This window comes from Pseudomonas sp. GQ91 (assembly GCF_059758795.1).
Genome location: NZ_JCAXED010000006.1, coordinates 138,348 through 152,874, shown reverse-complemented (window position 1 = coordinate 152,874; position 14,527 = coordinate 138,348). Strand labels below are relative to the sequence as shown.

Below are 14,527 nucleotides of genomic sequence, written 5' to 3'. Positions count from 1 at the left end.
ATATCAGCAGTATCTGTCGATCACTTTAACGTGCGAGTTGTCCTTGAGGGACTGCCACTCGGTATTAAGTGTATGGAAGACCTGCTCGATAAAGTTGCGATCGGCAGCCGCTTTCTTGCCGACATAACCCTGGCCACGACGGTACATCTTCAGGCGCGCCGCCAGTTCACGGTTGTTTTTGTCAAACTCGGCTTCTTCAGTATGGGGCGCCAGGCAGTCAATCTGGACTTCGCCCGATTTGCCAATCCACAGGATATGGTCGTCGAGTGTGTCTTTCTGCGCTGCGAACATCTCAGCCAATTCATCGATAGTTGGTTGGTTGTTCAGATTCATGTGTAAGCCCCTTGACCAGTTGGCGATCTTCAATTGATTCGTTAAAACAACTTAGTTGTCTCCGGTTCCGAAAACCGGGCGTCAGCAACGGTCTGCCGAATACGGGCAGGGTCTTGAACCTGATGCATGTAGTGTTGCTGATGAACTGCTACGCAATGCTTTCATAACGAAGACAAGGAGCATTTGAGCTTCTTGTACCGATCCTTTCGGGCCGATCAGCTTCATCAATCTGCCTTGTGGGCAGTGCACATCCGGAAAAACAGCTCGGCGGTCAGACGAGCTTGTTCAAAACGCTTGTTGCCAACGCTCCCGATCCGGGAGACGTTTGAATCATGCAAGGGCAAAATGATTACGTCAACGATTATGTAGTGATTATTTTTTATCACTACATAAATTCTAACGGGGCGAGGAAGATGCGCAAAAAAGTGACTCGGGCGTCACTTTCGGGGCGGTAGGTCAAGCCGAACAAAGCCGCTGCAGCTTCAGCGCGTCTTGACTCTCCGTCTGATCGTGCAGGGTGTCGACATTCGGAGACCGCCCTGGCGAGGGGCTTGTCCTGTGACGAAGGGGCTTGTCCTGTGGCGAGGGGGCTTGTCCTGTGGCGAGGGGGCTTGTCCCCCGTTGGGCTGCGCAGCAGCCCTCAAACCTGACATCCTGGTTTGACTGGACAAACGGGGTAGGCCTTTTTGGGGCTGCTGCGCAACCCAACGGGGGACAAGCCCCCTCGCCACAAGTATATCCAGCTGATCCGCTTGATGTGCCATCGTCTCGAGCAGGCGTTTCCCTATTCGCCGCGAATGTATTGCTCCAGCTGTTTGATCAAGTCCGCTTGTTCGGCGATGGCTTCCTTGACCAGGTCACCAATCGACAGCAGGCCCAGCAGTTGGCCATTTTCGACCACGGGCAGGTGGCGCAGGTGGCTGTCGGTCATGATGTTCATGCACTGCTCGACGGTTTTATGGGTGTCGACGCTGATCACCGGAGAACTCATCACGTCATCGACCCGGGTGGTCACGGAGGAAAGACCTTTGAGTATGAGTTTGCGGGCGTAATCACGTTCGCTGATGATGCCAACCACCGCCCCCTGCTTTATGACCGGCAAGGCGCCGACGTTTTTCGCCGACATTACCACCAGCGCTTCAAACACGGTGTGATCCCATTCGATGGTGTGGACGTCCTGGTTTTTCTGGTCCTTGGCTTTGAGCAACTGTGCGACGGTTTTCATGGTGACCACTCTGGTGTTGTTGTAGGAAGACAGCAGACCCCCTACAGAATCCTAGACGGTCCGCGTCGAGGCAAGGTCTAAAGCGGCGTATATCTGGTCGAAAAACGTCATTCGCCGGTTTTTTTCACCTTTGATCGTTCATTTGTCGGCTTTTTCGCCCGAGTTGGCTGGGTCCCCGCCTTGCGTTTGTTCTTCCACGGCGTGGCGCCGCGTCCCGCCGGGCTGGCCGCTCCACTGATGCTCAAACGCAGGTCGGTACAGCGGGTGACCTGCTTGCTCATCCACGCGGCCTGCTTGGCGACGAACGCTTCCAGGGTCATTTCACCGCTCTGCACCATGTCCAGGGCCTGCTCCCAAATGGCCGTGGTGCCAGGGTCGGCAATCGCCCGTGGCACTGCGTCGATCAGACTGAACGCCGCCGGGGTGGCCGACAGCGCCTTGCCGTTCTTCTGCAGATAGCCGCGGTCCAACAAGCCCTGGATGATGCCGGCCCGCGTCGCTTCGGTGCCGATGCCCGTGGTGTCCTTGAGTTTTTGCTTGAGCAGCGGGTCTTCCACCAATTTGGCGACGTTTTTCATCGCCTTGATCAGATCGCCTTCGGTGAAGGGTTTTGGCGGTTGGGTCCACAGGTCTTTCAGGTTCACCTTGGCCACCGTGTAAGCCTGGCCTTGCACCAACGGCGGCAGCGGTTGCGCAGGCGCTGCCTTGCTCGGTGCCAGGGCTTCGGGCAAGGCGCGCTTCCAGCCTGGCTCCATCACCACCTTGCCCACCGCCCGCAGCGCTTGGCCCGCACAGTCGAAGTCGGCCTGGGTGCGGTCGTACTCATGATTGGGCAGGAACTGCGCCAGATAACGGGCGCGGATCAAGGTGAAGACCGCGCGGTGTTTACCGGTCAATTGCGACAGGTCTTTGCCGGCCCCGGTAGGAATGATGCCGTGGTGAGCGCTGACCTTGGCGTCGTTCCAGGCGCGGGAGCGGCGTTGAGGGTCGATATGTGGCATCAGTGCGTTGACCGCCGGGTCGTCTCGGCCCAGCGCCGCGAGAATAGCCGATGCGTCGCCGTGCTGGCTGAGGGGCAGGTAGCCACAATCACTGCGAGGGTAGGTAATGACCTTGTGGGTTTCGTAGAGGGACTGGGCGATATCCAGGGTTTCCTGGGCGCCAAGACCGAGCTTCTTGGAGCAGATTTCCTGCAAGGTCCCCAGGTCGAAGGGCAGCGGGGCCACTTCGCGCATGCGTTCGGTGCGCAGCTTCACCAGCCGGGCGCTGGCCGCGTGGCTGATTGCCGTGGCAGCTTCTTGCGCTCGCTGGGGATTCAGGCAGCGGCCCTGGTCGTCACACAGGTCTTCGGCGGCACGCCATTGCGCGGTAAAGGTGAGGTGGTCGTGCTCCAGGTCGACGTCAATGGCCCAGTAGGCCACCGGGACGAAGTGCGCAATGCTGCGGTCGCGGTCCACCACCAGGCGCAGGGTCGGGGTTTGCACCCGGCCGACCGGTAATACGCCCTGATAGCCGGACTGGCGGCCCAGCAGGGTAAACAGTCGGCTCATGTTCATCCCGATCAGCCAGTCGGCGCGGGAGCGGCCCAGGGCCGAATGGTAAAGGCTGAAGGTTTCGGCACCGGGCTTGAGGGCGGCCAGGGCCTTGCGGATCGAGGCATCGTCGAGTGCCGACAGCCACAGCCGTTGGATCGGCCCGCGATAACGACAATGCTCCACCAGTTCCCGCGCAATCATCTCGCCCTCGCGGTCGGCATCGGTGGCGATCACCAGTTCCTGGGCTTCGCCCAGCAGGCGCTTGACCGCCTTGAACTGGCTGGCAGTCTTGGGCTTGACCTTCATCTTCCATTTTTCCGGGACGATGGGCAGGTCGGCCAGTACCCAGCGCTTGTACTTGGCGTCGTACGCGTCGGGCGGCGCGGTTTCCAGCAGGTGGCCAATGCACCAGGTGACCGTCACCCCCGACCCCACCCAGCACCCGTCGCCCCTTCGGCGCGCGCCGAGCACGGCGGCGATATCCTTGGCCTGGGAGGGTTTTTCACAGAGGAACAGCCGCATGGTCACCACATTCATTGCATTGGTTGAATGTAAGCAGGATGCGCAAGAGAAGGGCGTTGAGCAAGCTTTATCTGGATGGATATACAGCTATTTGTGTAGGGACGAGAAACAAATGTGGGAGCGGGCTTGCTCGCGATAGCGACGAATCAGTCGATGCATTCGGTGACTGACACTCCGCGTTCGCGAGCAAGCCCGCTCCCACACAAGCCCGCACAAGAGATCTACAGTGTTTGCGGGATATCAATTGTTATCGATATCGACGTGCCGGGTTTCCTTCAGGCACAACAAACCGACGATCAGGCTCACTCCGGTAATCACCACCGGGTACCACAGCCCATAGAAGATATCGCCGGTGTACACCACCAAGGCAAACGACACCGTCGGCAGGAACCCGCCAAACCAGCCGTTGCCGATGTGGTAGGGCAGGGACATGGAGGTGTAGCGGATGCGCGTCGGGAACAGTTCCACCATCAGTGCCGCCAGCGGGCCGTAGCACATCGCGGCGATCAGGATCAGGGCGACGATCAGTACCACCACCATGCTCTTGTTGACCTGGGCTACGTCCGCCGCTTTCGGGTAACCGGCCAGCGTCACGGCGCCGCGCAGGGCGTCTTCGTCGTAGCCGTCGATGCGAATATCACCGATGCTGACTTGTACGGCGCTGCCGGCGGGCGCGGCTTCGCTGCTGTAGGGCAGGCCTTGTTTGACCAGGAAGGTCTTGACCTTGTCGCACGGGCTGTCAAAACGCGCCTTGCCCACCGGGTCGAACTGGAAGGTGCAGGTGGCCGGATCTGCCAGCACGGTGATCGGCGCCTGGCGGCTGGCCTGGTCCATCGCCGGGTTGGTGTAATGGGCCAGCCCCTTGAAGATCGGGAAGTACAGTGCGGTGGCGAGCAGCAGGCCGACCATCAGGACCGGTTTGCGGCCCATTTTGTCCGACAGCCAGCCGAAGAAGATAAAGAACGGCGCGCCGATCACGACACTGATGATCAACAGCATGTTGGCCAGGGCTGGATCCATCTTCAGGAACTGCGTGAGGAAGAACAGCACATAAAACTGCGCCGCGTAGAAGGTCACGGCCTGGCCGGCGTTGATGCTGAACAATGCAATCAGCACCACCTTGAGATTTTCCCACTTGCCGAACGACTCGCGGATCGGCGCCTTGCAGGTTTTGCCTTGCTCTTTCATTTTCAGGAACGCGGGCGACTCGTGCAGACTCATGCGGATCCAGGTGGAAATCCCCAGCAGCACGATCGATAGCAGAAACGGCAAGCGCCAGCCCCAGACTTCAAATTGATCGCCGGTGAAATAACGGCATGCCAACACTACAAGCAACGACAGCAACAGGCCGATGGTCGCGGTGGATTGAATCCAGCTGGTGTGGAACCCACGTTTACCAGCCGGCGCGTGCTCGGCGACATAAGTTGCGGCGCCGCCGTATTCACCGCCCAGCGCCAGGCCCTGGAGCATGCGCAGCACTACCAGAATGATCGGCGCGGCAATCCCGATGCTTGAATAGGTGGGCAGCAGCCCCACGCAGAAGGTTGCCACGCCCATCAGGATGATCGTCACGAGGAACGTGTATTTGCGTCCGATCATGTCGCCCAGGCGGCCGAACACCAATGCGCCGAAAGGGCGGACCACAAAGCCGGCGGCAAACGCCATCAGCGCGAAAATGAACGCCGTGGTGTCGTTGACCCCGGCAAAAAACTGTTTACTGATGACCGCCGCCAGGGCGCCGTAGAGGAAAAAGTCATACCACTCGAACACCGTCCCCAGGGACGAGGCGAAGATGACCTTTTGCGACTCTTTGCTGGTGGTCGTGGCGCCAGGTGTGGCGTTCAGGGGTTGAGCATGTTCTGACATCGGGTATCCCTCACAGTGATTATTTATTGTTGTTCCACTGTCGACGCCGTGACGGCGTCGCTTTACCACGTCTCCTGCAAGAGACTTGTGGTATTCAGATTGCCGTAACCAGTTGTTTTTCCGAGTTGGGGCTCCTTGTTGGCGGGGACAGGATCAATTGCGCGGCTTTTTCCGCGATCATCAGCGTGGGCGAACAGGTGTTGCCGGAGGTGATACGCGGCATGATCGACGCATCGGCAATGCGCAGGCCGGGAATGCCGTGGACTCGCAACTGGGCGTCGACCACCGCGTCCTTGTCGTTACCCATGCGGCAGGTGCCCACCGGATGGAAAATCGTGGTGCCAATCCGTGCGGCGGCTTCTTGCAGTTGCTCCTCGCTTTGCAAGGCTTCACCGGGCAGGTATTCCACCGGGTTGAACGGGCGCAGAGCCTGGGCGCTGACGATGCGCCGGGTCAGGCGAATGGCGTCGGCGGCCACTCGCAAGTCTTCCGGGTGGCTCAGGTAATTGGGCTGGATCAGCGGCGCCGCCGAAGGCTCGGTCGAACGAATATCGATGCGCCCGCGACTTTGCGGGCGCAAGTCGCAGACCGACGCGGTAAAGGCCGGGAATGCGTGCAAGGGTTCGCCAAAGCGTTCGAGCGAGAGTGGTTGCACATGGTATTCGAGGTTGGCCGAGGTCTGTTCCGGGCCCGAGCGAGCGAAGGCGCCGAGCTGGCTGGGCGCCATGGACAGCGGGCCGCTGCGGTCATAAAGATATTGCAACCCCATGCCCATCTTGCCCCACATGGAGCCCGCGATCTGGTTCAGGGTCCGGGCGTTTTCCAGCTTGTAGATCAGCCGCAGTTGCAGGTGGTCCTGCAGGTTGCCGCCGACACCGGGCAGTTCATGCAACACATCGATACCCAAAGGCTTGAGCACCCGCGCAGGACCGATACCGGAACGTTGCAGGATGCCGGGCGAGCCCACGGCCCCCGCACACAGGATGATTTCCTGGCGGGCCTGCCAGCGGATCTGCTGTCCGTGCTGCCGGCCCAGCACCGCGCTGGCGCGGCCGTTTTCCAGCAGCACCCGATCGACTTCCACTTCGGTCAGCACCGTGAGGTTGGGGCGTTGGCGAATAGGTTTGAGAAAGGCCTTGGCCGCATTCCAGCGCACACCGGCTTTCTGATTGACCTGGAAGTAACCACAGCCTTCGTTGTCACCCTGGTTGAAGTCATCGATGCTGGCGATGCCATTTTGCTGGGCGGCCTCGCGGAAGGCATCAAGGATCGGCCAATGCAAGCGCTGTTGCTCGACGCGCCATTCACCCTGGCCGCCGTGGAGTGGCGAGGCGCCAGCAAAATGATTTTCGCTGTGTTTGAACAGCGGCAGCACATCGTTCCAGGCCCAGCCGGGATTGCCCGCGGCGGCCCAGCCGTCATAGTCGTTGGCCTGGCCGCGCATGTAGATCATGCCGTTGATCGATGAACAGCCGCCCAGCACCTTGCCGCGTGGATAGCTCAGCGCACGGCCCTGCAGGCCTTCCTGGGCTTCGGTCTTGAAGCACCAGTCGGTGCGTGGGTTGCCGATGCAAAACAGGTAGCCGACGGGGATATGAATCCAGGGATAATTGTCGCGCCCACCGGCTTCCAGCAGCAGTACGCGATGGGCGGGATTGGCGGACAGTCGATTTGCCAGCAGGCAACCCGCAGGGCCGGCGCCTACTACCACGTAATCGTATTGCGCAGGTGCAATAGTCATCTGGGGAGCTCGCTTGTTTTTCTTATTGGTTCCATCCTAGTTGTTAGCTTTCGTCTTAAAAATGTTAGTTTTTACCCAGCCGCTGTGCGTTTTCAAACAGTGCCGTGCTCAAGGCTGAGAGGGGCGACATGTTCGACTGGAATGATCTGCGGTTCTTTCTTGAGTTACAGCGCAGCGGGCGTCTACTCACCGCTGCCCGGCGTTTGAAAACCACGCATGCAACAGTGGCCCGGCATATCGAGGCCATCGAGAAGAGTCTCGGCACCGCGCTGTTCGTGCAGCACGCCCAAGGGTATGAACTGACACCGGCGGGCGAAGCGCTGCTCAAGCACGCCGAAGCCATGGAGAACGTCGCCCTGTTGGCTGAAGAAGAGCTGACGCATTCGGCCGCGCCCTTGGGCAAGATTCGGCTTGGCGTCGCCGAAGGGTTGGGGGTGATGTTCCTGGCCGGCCGCATGGGCGGTCTGTTCGAACGCTATCCGGGGCTGGAAGTGGAGCTGGTGGCGGTGCCGCGTTTTGTCAGCATCCTCAATCGCGAGGCGGAAATAAGCATCCACCTGGAGCGTCCGTGCGTAGACCAACTGGTCACGCGCAAACTCACTGACTATCGCCTGGCGCTCTACGCCAGCCGCAGCTACCTGGCGCGTACCCCGGCGATCGAGAAACGTGAAGACCTGGCCGCGCATGCCTGGATCGATTACGTCGACGACCTGCTGTTCAGCCAGGAGCTGAAATTCCTCAGCAGTTTTTGCCGCAAGCCCAGGGTGGTGTTCCACAGCACCAGTGTCATCGCTCAGCACCAGGCAGCACGTTCGGGGCTGGGGATTGCCGTGTTGCCCTGCTTCATGGCCGCCGCGGATCCGGACCTGGTGCCCCTGTTGCCGGAGGAAAGTATCCAGCGCAGCTATTGGATCAGTTCCCGGCGTGAGCTGCACAAGTCGGTGCGGTTACGGGTGCTGTGGGATTACCTGGTGGAATTATGTGCGAAGGAACAGCGACTGCTGTTGGGCCACCACACACATCCAAGCAGATAGCGCTGTTGTGGCGAGCGAGCTTGCCCCGCGTTGGACTGCGAAGCAGTCCCAGTAAGCCGAATGCGCTGCATCAGATACTCCGTCGCGACTGGTTTTGGGACTGCTTCGCAGCCCAGCGCGGGGCAAGCCCGCTCGCCACAGAGGAATTCGTCAGTTTCTGAAAGTTGTGTAGATACCTATGCCCGGAGGGAGAGGGGACTGACTGGCGTGTGCGTGAGCTGCACAAGTCGGTGCGGTTGCGGGTGCTGTGGGATTACCTGATGGAATTGTGTGCGAAGGAACAGCGACTGCTGTTGGGCCACCACACACATCCAAGCAGATAGAGCTGTTGTGGCGAGCGGGCTTGCCCCGCGTTGGACTGCGAAGCAGTCCCAGTAAGCCGAATGCGCTGCATCAGATACTCCGTAGCGGTTGGTTTTGGGGCTGCTATCGCAGCCCAACGCGGGGCAAGCCCGCTCGCCACAGAGGAATTCGTCAGTTTCTGAAAGTTGTGTAGATACCTATGCCCGGAGAGAGAGGGGACTGACTGGAGTGTGCGTGAGCTGCACAAGTCGGTGCGGTTACGGGTGCTGTGGGATTACCTGGTGGAATTATGTGCGAAGGAACAGCGACTGCTGTTGGGCCACCACACACATCCAAGCAGATAGCGCTGTTGTGGCGAGCGGGCTTGCCCCGCGTTGGACTGCGAAGCAGTCCCAGTAGGCCGAATGCGCTGTATCAGATACTCCGTCGCGGTTGGTTTTGGGGCTGCTATCGCAGCCCAGCGCGGGGCAAGCCCGCTCGCCACAGAGGAATTCGTCAGTTTCTGAAAGTGTGTAGATATCTATGCCCAGAGAGAGGGGACTGACTGGAGTGTGCGTGAGCTGCACAAGTCGGTGCGGTTACGGGTGCTGTGGGATTACTTGGTGGAATTATGTGCGAAGGAACAGCGACTGCTGTTGGGCCACCACACAAACCCAAGCAGATAGAGCTGTTGTGGCGAGCGGGCTTGCCCCGCGTTGGACTGCGAAGCAGTCCCAGTAAGCCGAATGCGCTGCATCAGATACTCCGTAGCGGTTGGTTTTGGGACTGCTTCGCAGCCCAGCGCGGGGCAAGCCCGCTCGCCACAGAGGGATTCGTCAGTTTCTGAAAGTTGTGTAGATACCTATGCCCGGAGAGAGAGGGGACTGACTGGAGTGTGCGTGAGCTGCACAAGTCGGTGCGGTTGCGGGTGCTGTGGGATTACCTGATGGAATTGTGTGCGAAGGAACAGCGACTGCTGTTGGGCCACCACACACATCCAAGCAGATAGCGCTGTTGTGGCGAGCGGGCTTGCCCCGCGTTGGACTGCGAAGCAGTCCCAGTAAGCCGAATGCGCTGTATCAGATACTCCGTCGCGGTTGGTTTTGGGACTGCTTCGCAGCCCAACGCGGGGCAAGCCCGCTCGCCACAGAGGAATTCGTCAGTTTCTGAAAGTTGTGTAGATACCTATGCCCGGAGAGAGAGGGGACTGACTGGAGTGTGCGTGAGCTGCACAAGTCGGTGCGGTTGCGGGTGCTGTGGGATTACCTGGTGGAATTATGTGCGAAGGAACAGCGACTGCTGTTGGGCCACCACACAAATCCAAGCAGATAGCGCTGTTGTGGCGAGCGGGCTTGCCCCGCGTTGGACTGCGAAGCAGTCCCAGTAAGCCGAATGCGCTGCATCAGATACTCCGTAGCGGTTGGTTTTGGGGCTGCTATCGCAGCCCAACGCGGGGCAAGCCCGCTCGCCACAACAGCGTTATCTGCTTCAGAGTTGCACCACCTGATGCACCTGCTCTCCACATGCGCGGGCGTCGTTGATCATCTTTTCAAATGGCGCGCTGACAATGTCGTCGTGGCTCAGCCAGCGGACTTTCTGGGTCAGGCGATAGTGGTAGCGCAAGCCATCGTCGAGCGGTTCGCCATCGAGTTCCAGATCGTACCAGGGCGACTGGACTCGACAACCCTGGACAGGCTTGTGCATCTTTCCGCCCGTCAGGGTGAAGCTGTAGTCGAGGGTTTCCGGGTTGCCCAGATACAGATCGGCCAGTTGCCCGTTGCGGCGGTAGTTGATCACCTCATCCCATTTTTCTTTCAACGACTGGTCGGTATAGACGTAACCGTTGGTCAGTTTTTCCAGGGCGCGCAAGTCGGTCATGCTGGCTTTGACGGTGTAGGCGTCGGGCAGCACAAAAGCGGTGGTCGGGCGGGAAACCTGACAGTCGCTGATTTCCCTGCCGAAGTTATCGCAGATGTCCTGGTCAGTGGCGGTGGCGCCTTGCCCACGGTCGGCGACGCTCAGTTGCATCAGGGGCAGATGACTGAACGTCACCGTGGCGCGGGTCGCGGCGTTGCCGTGCTTATCGTAGTGCACCTGTTTGTCCAGGCGAATGCTGGTTGCAGGGCGCTGCAGTGGAATGTGCTCTTCGCGCACCTCACCCTTGGCATTGTTTACCAGCACCCAGCGGTCCTGGATGTCGGGCAGGGTCTGGCCGGGCGCGAATACCGGATTGGTCGGGTCGAGCCACCACACCTGGCCGGCGACCTCAGCGCGCACGATCGCATGGTTCGGCGCGTTGGTGCCCGGAATCAGCAGCGTCTCCACCACATCCCCGCGACTGACCCATGCGGTCTCGGCCTTGATCCCGCTGGCCTTGAGCATCGCGGTCAAAAGGATCGCCAGGTCTTTGCAATCGCCGTAACCGTGCTGTTCGATCTCTTCCAGGTTGAAGGGCACATAACCGCGATCCGAAGCGCGCCAGTCACCCAGGTAGCGGTAGTGATCGTTGATATGCTGCATCAGCCCCGCGACCTGCTGTGCGGCTGGCAGGCCTTTGACGGCGGTGACGGCGGCGGCGCTTTCGGGCGGCAGGCTGGCCGCCAGAATCTGGTTATAGCGCTGGGCAAAACCGCCGAAGTACTGCTGCACGTCCAGGGTGCTGCCCACTTCGATACGCGGAACCAGGCGGATATAGGCTTTGCTCGATTCGTTGATGTAGTTGAGATAGATCGGGGCTTTTTGCTCGATGTCCAGGGTCTTGCGATTGGCCGCCAGCGTCACGCTGAAATCGTCCATCAATTCGCTGCGCCACTGGATCGGCCGTTCTGCGCTGAAAACTGCCTTGAAGCGATCACGGCGTGCGGCGCTTGGACCGAATTGCAGGGCATGGTGGAACTCGGTCATTAACGGTTTGGCGGCGTAGTGTTCGCGCACCGTGTAGCGTATCCGGGTGCCGACCCGCAGGTTGGGAAAGGCCAGGGAGGTCTGTTTTTCACGGGAGAAACCCTGATCGGGATTCGGCGCGGTGCGCGTATCGATCTGCGTTTCACCCAGTGGCTGGGGCTTGCCGCCTGGCTGGGTGAACTCGGCGTGGAGCACTTCGAAAGTATCGGCTTCGGCGTAGTTGAAGTCGATCCGCGACAGCATTTCTCGCCCGCTTGGCTTGAGGATGGTGTAGCGATACGTGGTGGTGCAATCGGTGCTGGCGTCGCGATTGAAGTGGCAGTGCAGCTCGGTGTCGCTGGCCAGCGGCGCTTCGGTCATGGGTTGCAGTGCGGCGCACACGGCGTGGCTGACAAGCCCCAGGCTGGCGCAAATCAAAGGGCGGTAAAACGAAAAACGGTGCATGGGCGCCTCGGTTGGAACAGTGAAACAGACACCCCGACGGGTATCCGGAAGGCGCTGGATGATAATCGATCTCAACACCGAAGGCCAGTATTGTCGGACAAGGAATAGGGCTGAAAGGCCCGAGATAGAGCCTTTTTTGTTGTGGGAAGGGTCAGTTTGACAGCTCGAAGTCGGCACTGCCGATGCGTTCGCCGTTCACCAGCACATGCACCGTGTGTGTGCCGGGATAGTGCTTGCGGGTGGTCATGTCGCGAATGTGTTGAGTGCGTCGTATCGGGTGCTGTGCACCTGCCTCCAGGGTAAAGGCTTTGAGCTTGAACACTTTGGCGGCGCTGTGGCCGGCGCTTTTGACGTAATCGATGGCGTAATCCACCACCAGCTTCTGTGGCGTGGCGGCGACGGATTCCAGGGTAAATGACAGGTTGATGCGTTCACCCAGGCGAATCACCCTCGGTTCGACGCGGAATTGGTGAATCCTGACCTCGGCCCTGGCACCGGCACCGATGATTGTCAGCGCCCGAGTATTACCTTGCTTGATCAGGCTGCGTAAGGCATGGCGGACAATCCACGCCGTGTGGGGGTTGTCCAGCGACCAGCCCTCAAGCAGATCCAGAACCCAGTCGGGATGGTCTTTAGTGATGTCATTCAGGTGATTGGCCACGGACTTGCGCACATACAGGCTGCTGTCTGCCTTGAGGTTATCGAGAATCGACGCACACAGGCCCGGATCGGTTTGCACCCGGGCCAGGCGAAACGACCAGGGCAGGCGAGGCCGCGAGCCTTCACTGGCGAGTCGGCGGACGTGCTCGTTGTCATCTTGCGACCACTGTTGCATCACCGCCAGGGTGCGGTCGAAATCCTTGAGCAGAAAATGCCGAATGGCGAACTCGGCAGAGCCGAAGGTGGTGAAGTATTTGAGTGCTGCCATGGAGCGCTCGAAGTCATCAAGACCGTAATGCGCCACGTAATGCGGCAGGAACAGGCTGACGAAACCGCTGTTCAGGCGTGGCGCCAACGCATACAGGTGCCTGAGCGTTTGCGGGTAGTCCAGTGGGATCACCGCGTGCAGGCTTTGACTGACGCGGGCCATGCGCTGCATCACTGACAACGCGGCCAAATCCCGTTTGGCGTGCTCGAGAAATCCATTGGCGTCGAACGCCGGGTACACCGCACTCATTTGCGTGGCGATGTGTTGCAGGCGCTCGAGGTTGAACATTTCCTTGAGGGCGGGGGCGCTTTGCTCGGTCATGGACAATCCGCAGGGTTGAGTGGGTACTGATCAAACGTTATTTACTATAGATACCAGCGGTATTCCCGTGCATGGATCTCTTGCTGGAAAGCCAGATGATCCTGGCGCTTGTTTTCACAATACACGTCGACAAACTCCGCGCCCAAGCCGTCACGCAGGATCGGTTGCGACTGCATGGTGCGTACCGCTTCCAGCATTTCCAGGGGGAAAGCGTGGCCGCTGTCACGGTTTTCGTTCAACGGAGCGATGGGTTCGCGGCCAGCTTGCAGGCCATGTTCGAGGCCCACCAGGATCGCCGCCAGCACCAGGTAAGGATTGGCATCGGCGCTGGCGAGTCGGTGCTCGATGCGCAGGTTGCGCGGATCGGACTCCGGAATACGCACGCAAGCGTCACGGTCCTCATAACCCCAGCAGGCCTTGGTGGCCGCGTTGACCGTACCGCCGAGGCGGCGGAAGGCGTTGTGATTGGGTGAGAAAATCGGCATGCAGTGTGGCAGCAGTTCCAGGCAACCCGCCACGGCATGGCGCAACGGTTGCTGCTGGTGTGCCGCCAGCAGGTTGTTGCCTGCGGCATCGTAGAGGCTGACGTGCACATGCATGCCGCTGCCCGGATGTTGCAGGTACGGCTTGCCCATGAAACTGGCGCGATAACCGTGCTTGAGGGCCACGCCGCGTGTGCTGCGGCAGAACAGGGCAGCCCAGTCGGCGGCGCGCAGACCGTCGTCCAGGTGGCCGAAGTTGATTTCAAACTGGCCAGGGCCCAGTTCGGCGGTGATCACCGTGGTGTCGATCCCCTGGGCCTGGGCGGTCTGCACCATGTCGTCGAGCACCGGGGCGAAGCGCGAGAGCCGTTCGATGTGCAGCGTGGGCTGGTCGTCAGGGTCATCGCTCAATGGGTCGCGGGCGAATTGCGGCAGTCCGTCGACGAGCTGTCTATCGAACAGGTAGAACTCCAGCTCGAACGCGACCACCGGATGAATGCCCTTGCCGTGCAGCCGCTCAAGGACCTTGGCCAGTACTTCGCGGGGTTCGAATTCGATGGGCGCCGCGGTGCCGTCGGAGGTGATCAGCATCTGCCCCAACGGTTGTGCTTCCCAGCTCACCGGCTTGAGTGTGCCGGGCACCAGGCGCCGGTTGGCGTCCGGGTCGCCGTCGTGGAAGCAATAGTCGCCGATCTTGAACAAGCCGCCCTGGGCTCCCAGCAACACAGCGTTCTGCGGCAGCTTCAGAGGACTGCCGGTGGCGACCTTTTCGAGCATCTCCACCGGGTAGCGCTTGCCATAGAAATGTCCCGGAATATCCAGGGAAATCAGGTCCACATAACGCACGTCCGGGTGATTCTGGCGAAACGTCCGCACTTCGGCCAGCAGCGTGGAGGATGGGCTTTTCACG

General features: G+C 60.1%; 9 protein-coding genes and 5 pseudogenes. 6 read left to right on the top strand and 8 right to left on the bottom strand.

Annotated elements, in window-relative coordinates; translation table 11 throughout:
- Positions 1–3: 3 nt before the first annotated feature.
- The 5 genes from AC6CIA_RS11060 to AC6CIA_RS11040 form a co-directional block, all read right to left on the bottom strand.
- Positions 4–333, bottom strand: a complete 330-nt coding sequence (locus AC6CIA_RS11060; RefSeq protein WP_084377769.1) for a hypothetical protein — start codon at positions 331–333, stop codon at positions 4–6.
- A 784-nt stretch (positions 334–1,117) separates the two neighbouring features.
- Positions 1,118–1,558 carry a CBS domain-containing protein gene (locus AC6CIA_RS11055; RefSeq protein ID WP_498311924.1) on the bottom strand — a complete coding sequence of 147 codons (441 nt, stop codon included), beginning with the start codon at positions 1,556–1,558 and terminating at the stop codon, positions 1,118–1,120.
- 107 nt (positions 1,559–1,665) lie between these two features.
- Positions 1,666–3,615, bottom strand: coding sequence for a DNA topoisomerase III (locus AC6CIA_RS11050; RefSeq protein WP_498311922.1), 1,950 nt, complete (start codon positions 3,613–3,615; stop codon positions 1,666–1,668).
- Between the two features lie 240 nt (positions 3,616–3,855).
- Positions 3,856–5,481 (bottom strand): MFS transporter, encoded by a 1,626-nt coding sequence (locus tag AC6CIA_RS11045; RefSeq protein ID WP_498311920.1) that lies wholly within the window; start codon positions 5,479–5,481, stop codon positions 3,856–3,858.
- A 94-nt stretch (positions 5,482–5,575) separates the two neighbouring features.
- On the bottom strand, positions 5,576–7,222 hold the full coding sequence (locus AC6CIA_RS11040; protein ID WP_498311918.1) for a GMC family oxidoreductase: 1,647 nt from the start codon (positions 7,220–7,222) through the stop codon (positions 5,576–5,578).
- A 128-nt stretch (positions 7,223–7,350) separates the two neighbouring features.
- Between AC6CIA_RS11040 and AC6CIA_RS11035 the strand changes: the two genes are divergently transcribed.
- From AC6CIA_RS11035 to AC6CIA_RS11010, 6 genes and pseudogenes are all read left to right on the top strand, one after another.
- Complete coding sequence (locus AC6CIA_RS11035; protein ID WP_498311917.1) at positions 7,351–8,256, top strand: LysR family transcriptional regulator; 906 nt, start codon at positions 7,351–7,353, stop codon at positions 8,254–8,256.
- Between the two features lie 212 nt (positions 8,257–8,468).
- A pseudogene (locus AC6CIA_RS11030) lies at positions 8,469–8,579 on the top strand (hypothetical protein); the annotation flags it as partial.
- Positions 8,580–8,786: 207 nt separating this feature from the next.
- Positions 8,787–8,903 (top strand): annotated as a pseudogene (locus tag AC6CIA_RS11025) (hypothetical protein); the annotation flags it as partial.
- 204 nt (positions 8,904–9,107) lie between these two features.
- Positions 9,108–9,224, top strand: a pseudogene (locus AC6CIA_RS11020) (LysR family transcriptional regulator); the annotation flags it as partial.
- Between the two features lie 206 nt (positions 9,225–9,430).
- Positions 9,431–9,547 (top strand): annotated as a pseudogene (locus tag AC6CIA_RS11015) (hypothetical protein); the annotation flags it as partial.
- 206 nt (positions 9,548–9,753) lie between these two features.
- Positions 9,754–9,870, top strand: a pseudogene (locus AC6CIA_RS11010) (LysR family transcriptional regulator); the annotation flags it as partial.
- Positions 9,871–10,026: 156 nt separating this feature from the next.
- On the opposite strand, the gene AC6CIA_RS11005 reads toward AC6CIA_RS11010, so the two are convergent.
- The 3 genes from AC6CIA_RS11005 to AC6CIA_RS10995 all read right to left on the bottom strand — a co-directional run bounded on the left by AC6CIA_RS11005 (position 10,027) and on the right by AC6CIA_RS10995 (position 14,526).
- Positions 10,027–11,886: a DUF3857 domain-containing transglutaminase family protein gene (locus AC6CIA_RS11005; RefSeq protein WP_498311915.1), complete on the bottom strand. Its 1,860-nt coding sequence runs from the start codon at positions 11,884–11,886 to the stop codon at positions 10,027–10,029.
- A gap of 151 nt (positions 11,887–12,037) precedes the next feature.
- Positions 12,038–13,135, bottom strand: a complete 1,098-nt coding sequence (locus tag AC6CIA_RS11000; protein WP_498311913.1) for a DNA alkylation repair protein — start codon at positions 13,133–13,135, stop codon at positions 12,038–12,040.
- Positions 13,136–13,179: 44 nt separating this feature from the next.
- Positions 13,180–14,526 (bottom strand): glutamine synthetase family protein, encoded by a 1,347-nt coding sequence (locus AC6CIA_RS10995; RefSeq protein ID WP_498311911.1) that lies wholly within the window; start codon positions 14,524–14,526, stop codon positions 13,180–13,182.
- Position 14,527: the final 1 nt, after the last annotated feature.

What these genes read in the sequence shown, in the direction of transcription:
- AC6CIA_RS11060 (WP_084377769.1), bottom strand. Translation starts at nt 333, where the DNA reads ATGAATCTGAACAACCAACCAACTATCGATGAATTGGCTGAGATGTTC.
- AC6CIA_RS11055 (WP_498311924.1), bottom strand. Translation starts at nt 1,558, where the DNA reads ATGAAAACCGTCGCACAGTTGCTCAAAGCCAAGGACCAGAAAAACCAG.
- AC6CIA_RS11050 (WP_498311922.1), bottom strand. Translation starts at nt 3,615, where the DNA reads ATGCGGCTGTTCCTCTGTGAAAAACCCTCCCAGGCCAAGGATATCGCC.
- AC6CIA_RS11045 (WP_498311920.1), bottom strand. Translation starts at nt 5,481, where the DNA reads ATGTCAGAACATGCTCAACCCCTGAACGCCACACCTGGCGCCACGACC.
- AC6CIA_RS11040 (WP_498311918.1), bottom strand. Translation starts at nt 7,222, where the DNA reads ATGACTATTGCACCTGCGCAATACGATTACGTGGTAGTAGGCGCCGGC.
- AC6CIA_RS11035 (WP_498311917.1), top strand. Translation starts at nt 7,351, where the DNA reads ATGTTCGACTGGAATGATCTGCGGTTCTTTCTTGAGTTACAGCGCAGC.
- AC6CIA_RS11005 (WP_498311915.1), bottom strand. Translation starts at nt 11,886, where the DNA reads ATGCACCGTTTTTCGTTTTACCGCCCTTTGATTTGCGCCAGCCTGGGG.
- AC6CIA_RS11000 (WP_498311913.1), bottom strand. Translation starts at nt 13,135, where the DNA reads ATGACCGAGCAAAGCGCCCCCGCCCTCAAGGAAATGTTCAACCTCGAG.